At 73.3% G+C, this 11,208-nt stretch carries 8 protein-coding genes; all 8 read left to right on the top strand.

From position 1 onward, the window contains the following. The first annotated feature begins 264 nt into the window (after positions 1 to 264). The 8 genes from argS to prfA all read left to right on the top strand — a co-directional run bounded on the left by argS (position 265) and on the right by prfA (position 11,160). Complete coding sequence (argS, locus tag JWQ92_RS15770; protein ID WP_297345414.1) at positions 265 to 1,995, top strand: arginine--tRNA ligase; 1,731 nt, start codon at positions 265 to 267, stop codon at positions 1,993 to 1,995. Positions 1,996 to 2,001: 6 nt separating this feature from the next. Next, entirely contained in the window at positions 2,002 to 2,793 is a 792-nt protein-coding gene (locus JWQ92_RS15765) for a DUF2993 domain-containing protein (RefSeq protein ID WP_297345413.1), read from the top strand. Positions 2,794 to 2,847: 54 nt separating this feature from the next. Then, on the top strand, positions 2,848 to 4,254 hold the full coding sequence (gene lysA / locus JWQ92_RS15760) for a diaminopimelate decarboxylase (RefSeq protein WP_297345417.1): 1,407 nt from the start codon (positions 2,848 to 2,850) through the stop codon (positions 4,252 to 4,254). Then, a complete protein-coding gene (locus JWQ92_RS15755) occupies positions 4,251 to 5,558 on the top strand; it encodes a homoserine dehydrogenase (protein ID WP_297345412.1) in 1,308 nt (435 codons plus the stop codon). The genes lysA and JWQ92_RS15755 overlap by 4 nt, the downstream gene beginning before the upstream one ends. Positions 5,559 to 5,611: 53 nt before the next feature. Beyond that, positions 5,612 to 6,691 (top strand): threonine synthase, encoded by a 1,080-nt coding sequence (gene thrC / locus JWQ92_RS15750; RefSeq protein WP_297345416.1) that lies wholly within the window; start codon positions 5,612 to 5,614, stop codon positions 6,689 to 6,691. After that, a complete protein-coding gene (gene thrB, locus JWQ92_RS15745; RefSeq protein WP_297345411.1) occupies positions 6,688 to 7,641 on the top strand; it encodes a homoserine kinase in 954 nt (317 codons plus the stop codon). Before thrC ends, thrB begins: the two co-directional genes overlap by 4 nt. Before the next feature lie 223 nt (positions 7,642 to 7,864). After that, positions 7,865 to 10,063: a transcription termination factor Rho gene (gene rho, locus JWQ92_RS15740; RefSeq protein WP_297345415.1), complete on the top strand. Its 2,199-nt coding sequence runs from the start codon at positions 7,865 to 7,867 to the stop codon at positions 10,061 to 10,063. Then, positions 10,060 to 11,160 (top strand): peptide chain release factor 1, encoded by a 1,101-nt coding sequence (gene prfA / locus JWQ92_RS15735; protein ID WP_297345410.1) that lies wholly within the window; start codon positions 10,060 to 10,062, stop codon positions 11,158 to 11,160. The genes rho and prfA overlap by 4 nt, the downstream gene beginning before the upstream one ends. The last annotated feature ends 48 nt before the right edge of the window (positions 11,161 to 11,208 follow it).

Below are 11,208 nucleotides of genomic sequence, written 5' to 3'. Positions count from 1 at the left end.
CGTGCTGACCGCGTGCGCGGTGGGCGCTGCGGCGGTGACGGGAGCGGTCGGCGCGTCCGTGACGGTCTTGCCCACCGGGCTCGACGTGCATCCGGCGGCGGCCAGCGCCACCCCGAGCGCCAGGGCGCCCGCGACGATCGGCCGTGCTGCGCGCATCCCGTCCCTTCCCGTTGTCCGCGGCTCGCACGATAGCGAAGCGGGCGGACGGGTCCCGGCAGCGGCCCCGGCGGGGCGGCCTCTCGCGCTTCGGTAGGCTCGAAGGCCATGACTCCGGCCGAACTCCAGGTCGCCATCCGAGACCTCGTCGGCGCGGTGGCCGCCGACCACGGCGCGGACGCCGCGCTCACCGAGGCGGAGGTCGTCCTCGAACGGCCGCGCAACCGCGAGCACGGCGACTGGGCGAGCACCGTCGCGATGCGGGCCGCGAAGCGGATCGGGATGGCGCCCCGCGACCTCGCATCCGAGCTCGCCACGGGGCTGCAGCGGCTGCCGGGCGTCGCCGTCGTCGACGTGGCCGGCCCCGGCTTCATCAACATCACGCTGGAGGCGGCCTCCGCGGGTGAGCTCGCCCGCCGCATCGTGGCCGAGGGGGAGGCCTTCGGGCGGGGGGACACGCTCGCGGGCGTGCGGATGAACCTCGAGTTCGTCTCCGCCAACCCGACCGGCCCGGTTCACCTCGGCGGCACGCGGTGGGCGGCCGTCGGCGACAGCCTCGCCCGGATCCTCGCCGCCCAGGGCGCGAACGTCGCCCGGGAGTACTACTTCAACGACCACGGCGCCCAGATCGACCGCTTCTCCGGCAGCCTGCTCGCGGCGCACCTCGGCGAGCCGACCCCCGAGGACGGCTACGGGGGCGCCTACATCGGCGAGATCGCCGCCCGTGTCGCCGCCGCGCATCCGGAGGTCGACTCGCTACCGCGCGACGAGGCCCTCGAGCTGTTCCGTCGCGAGGGCGTCGAGCTCATGTTCGGCGAGATCAGGGACTCGCTGCACGACTTCGGGGTCGACTTCGACGTCTACTTCCACGAGAACTCGCTCTACGACTCGGGAGCGGTCGAGCACGCCGTCGCGCGGCTCCGCGAGCTCGGGCACATCTACGAGGCCGACGGCGCCACCTGGCTGCGGAGCACCGAGTTCGGCGACGACCGCGACCGCGTCGTGCTGAAGAGCAACGGCGAGGCCGCCTACATCGCGGGCGACATCGCCTACTACCTGAACAAGCGGGAGCGCGGCTTCGACCGCTGCCTGATCATGCTCGGGGCCGACCACCACGGCTACACGGGCCGGCTGATGGCGATGGTCGCCGCGTTCGGCGACACCCCCTACGTGAACCTCGAGGTGCTCATCGGGCAGATGGTCAACCTGGTGAAGGACGGTGTCCCGATGCGGATGTCGAAGCGCGCCGGCACCGTCATCACGATGGAGGACCTCGTCGAGGCCGTCGGCGTCGACGCGGCCCGCTACACGCTCGTGCGCTCGTCCGTCGACACGGCGCTCGACGTGGACCTCGACCTCGTCGCGAAGCACACGAACGACAACCCCGTCTACTACGTGCAGTACGCCCACGCCCGCACCCGGTCGGTGGCCAGGAACGCGGAGTCGGCCGGCGTCACGCGGGACGTCCCCGCCGGCTCGGCCGCCACGTCGCTTCGCGACGCGTCGGAACCGGTCGGCGTGGGCCCAGGCAGGGTCGACGCGTTCGACCCGGCCCTGCTGACGCATCCGACCGAATCGGAGCTGCTCGGCACCCTCGAACAATTCTCCCGCACCGTCGAGCGCGCCGCCGAGCTGCGGGAGCCGCACCGCATCGCCCGGTATCTCGAGCAACTCGCCGGGAACTACCACCGCTGGTACGACTCGTGCCGAATCATCCCGCGCGCCGGCGAGGACATCGAGTCCGTGCACCGCACGCGCCGCGTCGTGAACGAGGCGGTCGGGCAGGTGCTGCGCAACGGCCTCGGGCTCCTCGGCGTGAGCGCGCCGGATCGGATGTAACCGGCCGTGTCCGCATCCGTCGACACGAAGCCGCTGCCGGTGGCGCAGCCGCCCCGCCGGCGGCGGCATCCGGTCCGCACCACCCTCATCGTGCTGCTCGTCCTCGTGCTGCTCGCCGCCGTGGCGCTCGTCGTCGGCGACGGGATCTTCCGCGGCTACGCCGAGAAGCAGATCGACACGGACGTGCAGCACAGCCTGCCCGAGGGCGTCACCGGCACGGTGCACTCGACGATCGAGGGCGGCTCCGCGATCCAGCAGTGGCTCCACGGCTCCTTCGACGACGTGCTGCTCACCTCGAACGACCTGAGGGTCGACGGTGGAGCGGCGAGCGCGCGCCTGCACGTGCACGGGCTACCGGTCGACGGCTCGGGGACCGTCCGCAGCGCCACCGGCTCGCTCACGATCGGCCAGGCGGTACTGAAGAACCTCGCCCCGCTCGACGCGGCCCAGGCGGCGTCGCCGACGCTCGGCTCCGGCACCGTCGCCACCTCGGTGAAGCGCACGGTGCTGGGCGTCCCGATCACCGTCGACGTCACCCTCGTGCCGAGCGTCCGCGGCGCGTACGTGCACCTCAGCCCCACGAAGGCCACCCTGAAGAGCGGTCCGATCTCCGTACCGGGCACCACCCTGATCCACACCCTGCTGCCCAACGGCATCTCGGTGTGCGCCGCGAAGTACCTGCCGCCTGCGGTGCGGCTCACCGCGATCGACGTGCACTCCGGCTCCGCGACCCTGTCACTCGTCGCCTCGAAGCTCGATCTCAGCGGGTTGCAGCACGGGGCGACCGGCTCCTGCTGACCCCCTCGCGCCTCGATAGGCTCTCCTGTCCCCGACGCGAAAGGGCCTCCCGTGATCCAGCCGAACCCCCTCGCGTCGGCGCGCCTCCGCGAGGATCAGGTCGACCTCGACCCGGCGGTCTGGCCCGCCGGCACCGCCCGTGGCACGGACGGCGCGCTGCGCATCGGTGGCTCGGACGTCCGTGACCTCGCCGCGGACCACGGCACACCGCTGTACGTGGTCGACGAGCGCGCGGTCCGCGATCGTGCGGCCGCCGCTCGGTCGGCGATCGAACGGGCCGCGGCCGCGGCGGGCGTCGACGCGCACATCTACTACGCGGGCAAGGCGTTCCTCTCGTCCGACGTGGTGCGCTGGATGCTCGACGCGGGACTCCGGATCGACGTCTGCTCCGGCGGGGAGCTCGCCCTCGCGCTCGCCTCGGGTGCGCCGGGCGCCTCGCTCGGCTTCCACGGGAACGACAAGTCCGACCCTGAGATCGCCGCCGCCGTCGAGGCGGGCGTCGCGGGATTCGTCGTCGACTCCGCCTCGGAGGTGGGCCGCGTCGCGGCCGCCGCCGCCCGGGCGGCCCGCGTGCAGCCGGTGCGGCTGCGGGTGAACTCCGGGGTGCACGCGTCGACGCACGAATACCTCGCGACGGCGCGCGAGGACCAGAAGTTCGGGGTCGCGCTCGTCGACGTGCCGGCGGTCGTCGCCGCGATCCGCGCCGAGCCGTCCCTGCGCTTCCTCGGCCTCCACTCCCACATCGGCTCGCAGATCGTCGGCACCGGGGGCTTCGCCGAGGCGGCCAGACGCCTGCTCGCCCTGCACCGCGACCTCCTCGACGGCGGCCCCGTGCCCGAGCTGAATCTCGGCGGCGGCTGGGGCATCGCCTATGTGAGCGGTCAGGAGGCGGCCGACGTCGACGCCGTCGCCGTCGAGCTCGTCGCGGCGGTGGTCGCCGCGGCCGCCGAGTTCGGGGTGCCCGTGCCCGACCTCGCCGTCGAACCCGGGCGCTGGATCGTCGGGCCCGCGGGCGTCACCGTCTACTCCGTCGGCACGATCAAGGACGTCGAGGTGCAGACGGACGGCACCGCTGCGGTCCGACGCTACGTCTCGGTCGACGGCGGGATGAGCGACAACATCCGTGCGGCGCTCTACGGCGCCGACTACATGGTGCGCCTCGCCTCCCGCGCGTCCACGGCTCCGCTCGAGCTCGTGCGGGTCGTCGGCAAGCACTGCGAGTCCGGCGACGTCGTCGTGCGCGAGGACCTGCTGCCCGCCGACGTCGGCGCGGGCGACCTCGTGGCCGTGCCCGCGACCGGCGCGTACCACCACAGCCTCGCGAGCAACTACAACCTCCTCACCCGACCGGCGGTCGTCGCCGTCGGCGCCGGCGAGGTCCGCATCCTCATCCGCCGCGAGACGATCGACGACCTGCTCGCCAGGGACGCCGGCCTGGCCCGGGTCGGGAGCACCTCATGACCCCGTCGCGCCCGCCGATCCGCATCGCGGTGCTCGGCGCCGGGACCGTCGGCGCCGAGGTGGCGCACCAGCTGCTCGAGCACCGCGAGGAGTTCGAGGCGCGGATCGGCGCCCCGATCACCCTCGCGGGCATCGGCGTGCGCCGGATCGACGCGCCCCGCAGCCCCGAGCTGCCTGAGGCCCTGCTCACCACCGACACGACGAGCCTCGTGCTCGGGGCGCACATCGTCATCGAGCTCATCGGCGGGGTGCAGCAGGCGCGCGAGCTCGTGCTCCTCGCCCTCGACAGCGGTGCGGACGTCGTCACCGGCAACAAGGCCCTGCTCGCCACGCACGGACCGGAGCTGTTCGCGGCCGCCGAGCGCGTCGGCGCCCAGCTCAACTACGAGGCCGCGGTCGGCGGCGCGATCCCGATCATCCGGCCGCTCCGCGATAGCCTCGCCGGCGACCACGTGCTCCGCATCCTCGGCATCGTGAACGGGACCACCAACTTCGTGCTCGACCGCATGGACGAGCAGGGCGTCGGGTTCGAGGAGGCGCTCGCCGAGGCCACGCGGCTCGGCTACGCGGAGGCGGATCCGACCGGCGACGTGAGCGGCGCCGACGCCGCCCAGAAGGCCGCGATCCTCGCCGGGCTCGCCTTCCACACGACCGTGCCGCTGGAGAAGGTGGCCGTCGAGGGGATCACGGGAGTCACCGCCACGCAGGTGCGAGCCGCCCGCGCGGCCGGGCAGGTCGTGAAGCTCCTCGCGATCTGCGAGCGGATCACCGCGCCCGACGGCACCGAAGGCGTCTCCGCCCGCGTCTACCCGGCTCTCCTGCCGCGCACCCATCCGCTCGCCGCCGTGCGCGGTGCGAACAACGCCGTCTTCGTGCAGGCCGCCTCGGCCGGCGACCTCATGTTCTACGGCGCGGGCGCCGGCGGACCCCAGACGGCGTCCGCGGTGCTCGGCGACCTCGTCTCGGCCGCTCGCCGGCATGTGATCGGCGGCCCCGGCCTCATCGGCCCGACCGGCGCCGACCTGCCCGTGCTGGACGCCGGCGTGGTCGAGACGCGCTACCAGATCACCCTCGCCGTCCGGGACGAACCCGGCGTCCTCGCCCGGCTGGCCGGGATCGTGTCGGAGCACGGCGTCTCGATCGAGACCGTCGCGCAGTCCAGGGGCGGCGACGACGGCACCGCTAGTTTGGTCGTCGGAACCCACCGGGCGAGGGAGGCGGCGCTCGCCGCCACCGTCGCAGCGCTGCGTGAGGCGCCCGAAGTCGCGGCGGTGCTCGGCGTGCTGCGCGTCGAGGGCGAATGACTGGAGAAGGATCGGGAAGCATGAGCATCGGCACGGCTGATCGGTCCACCCGTCTGTCCCGGCAGTGGCGGGGGGTGATCCGCGAGTACGCCGACCGGCTCGACGTCTCCGACGCCACCCCGGTCGTCACCCTCGGCGAGGGCGGCACGCCGCTGATCGAGGCGCGCGCCCTGTCCGAGCGCACCGGCGCCCGCGTCTTCGTGAAGTACGAGGGGATGAACCCCACCGGCTCCTTCAAGGACCGCGGCATGACGATGGCGATCTCGAAGGCACTGGAGCACGGCGCGAAGGCCGTGATCTGCGCCTCGACCGGCAACACGTCCGCATCCGCCGCCGCGTACGCGACCCACGCCGGCATCACCGCCGCGGTGCTCGTGCCCGAGGGCAAGATCGCGCTCGGCAAGCTGAGCCAGGCCATCGCGCACGACGCGCAGCTGCTGCAGGTGCAGGGCAACTTCGACGACTGCCTCGACATCGCCCGCGAACTCGCGGCCCACTACCCGGTGCACCTCGTCAACTCCGTGAACAACGACCGCATCGAGGGCCAGAAGACCGCCGCGTTCGAGGTCGTCGAGGTGCTCGGCGACGCCCCCGACTTCCACTTCATCCCCGTCGGCAACGCCGGCAACTACACGGCGTACCACCGCGGCTACCGCGAGGAGCTCGACCGGGGCGTCACGACCCGGCTGCCTCGCATGTTCGGCTTCCAGGCCGCGGGCTCCGCGCCGATCGTCGAGGGCCACGTCGTTCGGAACCCGGAGACGATCGCATCCGCGATCCGCATCGGCAACCCGGCCTCGTGGAAGCTCGCGATCGCCGCGCACGCCGACAGCGACGGCTACTTCGGTGCGATCAGCGACGAGGACATCCTGAAGGCGCACCGGATCCTCTCGGCCGAGGTCGGCATCTTCGTCGAGCCGGCGAGCGCGATCAGCGTCGCCGGCCTGCTCGAGCGCGCCGAGGCCGGCGCCATCCCGCGCGGTGCGACCTGCGTGCTCACCGTCACGGGCCACGGCCTGAAGGACCCGCAGTGGGCGCTGAAGGGCCCGGGCGGGGCGGACGTCACGCCGATCTCGGTGCCGGTCGACGCCGCCGCGATCGCGGAGACCCTCGGCCTCGGAGCCGCCAGGTGACCGAGCCGCTGCCCATCGGTCGGCAGGTGACCGTCGAGGTCCCGGCCACGACGGCCAACCTCGGCCCCGGCTTCGACACGCTCGGCCTCGCCCTCAGCGTCTACGACCGGCTCACCGTCACCGTGACGGAGGAGCCCGGCGTCCGGGTCGACGTGCACGGCGTCGGCGAGGGGGAGGTGCCGACCGACGCGTCGAACCTCGTCGCGCAGGCCGTCGCGGAGCTCTTCGCCGAGATGGGGGAGCCCCTGCCCGGCCTGCTCCTCGACGCCACGAACACGATCCCGCACGGCCGTGGCCTCGGCTCATCCGGCGCGGCGATCGTCTCCGGCGTCGTCGCGGCGGCGGGACTCCTCGAGGACCGGGTGACGCTCGACGGCGACCGCCTGCTCGCGGTCGCGACGCGGATGGAGGGGCACCCCGACAACGTCGCGCCGGCGCTCTTCGGCGGCCTCACGATCGCCTGGACGGGGCCGGAGGGACCGCAGCACAAGCAGCTGCTCGTGCACCGCAGCGTGTCCCCGCTCGTGCTCGTGCCCGACCACACGATGTCGACGGCGCTCGCCCGCAGCCTGCAGCCGGCGAGCGTGCCGCACGAGGACGCGATCTTCAACGTCTCCCGCTCGGCCCTGCTCATCGCGGCGCTGATCCAGTCGCCCGAGCTGCTGCTCGTCGCCACCGAGGACCGGCTCCACCAGTCGTACCGAGCATCGGCGATGCCCGAGACCGACCGGCTCATCGGCCTGCTCCGGGCCGCGGGCCACGCCGCCGTCGTCTCCGGGGCGGGGCCGTCGATCCTGGTGCTGTCCGCGGATCCGTCCCAACGGCTGAAGGCGGCTCAACTGGTCGCTGATCAGGCGGATCAGCACTGGACCGCGCTTCTTCCCGCCGTCGATTTCAAAGGTGCTACCCTCAGGAAGCGATCGGCACCCGCCGTGAGCGCACCGTCCTGAACGGTCGCCGCGGAACGCCGCTTCCCGAGCGCATCGCCGCTCGGTCTGCACCAGGCCGGTGCGCGCGGACCATCAGCGCCTCGGGCCCCGGGACCGATCGGACGAGGTGCGCGGGAACCGCCCGACCGCCTCTTAGGGGCCAAGGACCCCGTTCCATCACGTGACCGAAGTCGAACCGCGTGCTGAAGGCGCCTCGCGCCCCGCACTCCTCTCCCGCAGTCGTCTGGCGACGCTCCGAATCGCCGAGCTCCGCGACCTCGCGGCATCCCTCGGTATCGGCGACGTCTCCACTCTCCGAAAGGGTTCCCTCGTGGACGCCATCTCCGACAGCTACGACACCGACACCCGCGAGCCCGGGGCCGCTCAGGCCGACCAGGCGAGCACCGAATCCGCGCCGGCCGACGCCGAGCAGCCCGCGCCCGAGCAGTCGACGCCCGAGCCCACCGCTCCCGAGCCGTCGCCCATCCCGCCGCAGGAGCCGTCGCCGATCCCACCGCAGGAGCCGTCGCCGATCCCGGCGCCGGAGCCCGAGCTGCCGCTCGCCGAGGTCCCGGCCGACATCGTGACCGAGCCGCAGGCCGAGCCGGCGCAGGACGCCGTCGTCGAGGCCGAGCCGGTCGCCGCGGCGCCGGTCCTGGACGAGCCGGTCGAGGATGAGCCCATCGCGCAGCAGGTCGCCGAGGAGACGGAGGCGGGCGCCGAGCCGAAGCCCGCGGCCGACCATCTGAACGCCGGCATCACCGGTATCGCCGAGGACCTCGAGCAGCTGCAGCGCCGCGAACGCGTCTCCGCGCGCACGGCCGCCACGTCGCAGAGCGACGCGTCGGAACCGGCGGGCGTGGGCCCGGACGCCCCGTCCGAGAACCAGCACGACGGCCAGGTGCCGACGCAGGACGGCGACGACGCCGCCCTGTCGGCCGAGGGCACCAACGGCGAGAACGCCGAGGGTGACGGCGGTCCCCGCCGCGGCCGCGGCCGCAACCGCAACCGGGGCCAGAACCGCACCGCGCAGGGCGCCGCGAACGGCGAGAAGCAGCAGGGCGGCCAGCAGCAGAACGGCCAGACCGCCCAGCAGCAGAAGACGCAGGAGGCCCCGGAGGTCCAGCCGGAGCGCCAGCAGCAGCCCGAGCGGCAGCAGCAGCAGCAGTCCGAGCGCCAGCAGCAGCAGCAGGACCGCCAGCAGGCCGCCCAGCAGCAGGACGGCGAGGGCCGCCGCGGCCGCTACCGCGACCGCAAGCGCCGCGGCACGAACGAGTGGGACGAGCCCGAGATCCGGGACGACGACGTCCTCATCCCGATCGCCGGCATCCTCGACGTGCTCGACAACTACGCCTTCGTGCGCACGTCCGGCTACCTGCCCGGCGCGAACGACGTCTACGTCTCCCTCGGCCAGGTGAAGAAGTACCACCTGCGCAAGGGCGACGCGGTCGTCGGCGCGATCCGCCAGATCCCCGAGGGCGAGCAGCCGGCGCGCCAGAAGTACAACGCGCTCGTCAAGGTCGACTCGATCAACGGGCTCCCCGTGCAGCAGGCCGAGGGCCGCGTCGAGTTCGGGCAGCTCACCGCCCTCTACCCGCAGGAGCGCCTCCGCCTCGAGACGGAGTCGCAGAAGCTCTCCACCCGGGTCATCGACCTCGTCGCCCCGATCGGCAAGGGCCAGCGCGGCCTCATCGTCTCGCCGCCGAAGGCGGGCAAGACGCTGATCCTGCAGGCGATCGCGAACGCGATCACGAAGAACAACCCCGAGGTCCACCTCATGGTCGTGCTCGTCGACGAGCGGCCGGAGGAGGTCACCGAGATGCAGCGCACGGTGAAGGGCGAGGTCATCGCCTCGACCTTCGACCGCCCCGCCGAGGACCACACGACGGTCGCCGAGCTCGCCATCGAGCGCGCCAAGCGCCTCGTCGAGCTCGGGTACGACGTCGTCGTGCTGCTCGACTCGATCACGCGCCTCGGCCGGGCCTACAACCAGGTCGTGCCCGCGTCGGGCCGCGTGCTGCCGGGCGGCGTCGAGGCCGCGGCGCTCTACCCGCCGAAGCGCTTCTTCGGTGCGGCCCGCAACATCGAGAACGGCGGCTCGCTCACCATCATCGCCACCGCGCTCGTCGAGACCGGTTCGCGCACCGATGAGGCGATCCTCGAGGAGTTCGCCGACACCGCGAACATGGAGCTGCGGCTCTCCGGGGCCCTCGCCGCGAAGCGCGTCTTCCCGGCGGTCGACGTGGCCGCCTCCGGCACCCGCCACGAGGAGCTCCTCATGGGCCCGGACGAGGTCAAGGTCACCTGGAAGCTCCGCCGCGCACTCGCCGGCCTCGAGACCCAGGCCGCCCTCGACATCGTGCTCGGCAAGATGAAGGAGACCGCCTCCAACGTCGAGTTCCTGGTGCAGATGCAGAAGTCGCTGCCGGACCCGGGCGAGTGACCGACCCGACCGGGCAGTTCGCGTCGGTCGCGCCCCTCGTCGCGGAGCACGCGGACCTCGAGCGGCAGCTCGCCGACCCGGCGCTCCACGCGGACGCCGGGCGCGCCCGCCGCGTCGGGCGCCGGTACGCGGAGCTCGGTCAGATCGTCGCCGCGCACACCGCCTGGCGGCAGCTCGCCGACGACCTCGCCGCGGCGCGGGAGCTCGGCGCCGAGGATCCGGCGTTCGCCGCCGAGGTCCCCGACCTCGAGGTCGTGGAGGGGGAGGCGGCCGAGAAGCTGCGGCGCCTCCTGATCCCGCGCGACCCCGACGACGGCCGCGACGCGATCCTCGAGATCAAGGCGGGGGAGGGCGGCGAGGAGTCGGCCCTCTTCGCCGCCGACCTGCTCCGGATGTACCTGCACTACGCGGAGTCGAAGGGCTGGCGCACCGAGCTGCTCGAGCGGACCGAGAGCGACCTCGGCGGCTACAAGGACGTGCAGGTCGCGATCAAGGGCTCGTCGAACGATCCCGCTGCCGGCGTCTGGGCGCACCTCAAGTACGAGGGCGGCGTGCACCGCGTGCAGCGCGTGCCGAGGACCGAGGCGCAGGGCCGCATCCACACCTCCGCCGTCGGTGTGCTCGTCTTCCCCGAGGTCGACGAGCCCGAGGAGGTCGGCATCGACCCGAACGACCTGAAGATCGACGTCTTCCGGTCGAGCGGTCCCGGCGGCCAGAGCGTGAACACCACCGACTCGGCCGTGCGGATCACCCACCTGCCGAGCGGCATCGTCGTGTCCATGCAGAACGAGAAGAGCCAGCTGCAGAACCGCGAGGCCGGCCTCCGCGTGCTCCGCGCCCGACTGCTCGCCGCCCAGCAGGAGGCCGCCGAGGCGGAGGCCTCCGCTGCCCGCCGCAGCCAGGTGCGCACCGTTGACCGCTCGGAGCGGATCCGCACGTACAACTTCCCGGAGAACCGGATCAGCGACCACCGCACCGGCTACAAGGCCTACAACCTCGACCAGGTGCTCGACGGCGCGCTCGAGCCGATCGTGCAGTCGGCGATCCAGGCCGACGAGGCCGCCCGGCTGCAGGCGCTCGCCGACACCCCGGCGTGACCGGCGCGGGGGAGGCGCTGGCCGCCGCCGCGCGCGTGCTGGCCGCGG

The organism is Amnibacterium sp. (genome assembly GCF_025463795.1).
GTDB lineage: Bacteria > Actinomycetota > Actinomycetes > Actinomycetales > Microbacteriaceae > Amnibacterium.
The sequence above is the reverse complement of the archived record's forward strand: the minus strand, read 5'-3'. Positions and strand labels throughout refer to the sequence as shown.

Coding starts and splice junctions, on each gene's coding strand:
- argS (WP_297345414.1), top strand. CDS start 265: ATGACTCCGGCCGAACTCCAGGTCGCCATCCGAGACCTCGTCGGCGCG.
- JWQ92_RS15755 (WP_297345412.1), top strand. CDS start 4,251: ATGACCCCGTCGCGCCCGCCGATCCGCATCGCGGTGCTCGGCGCCGGG.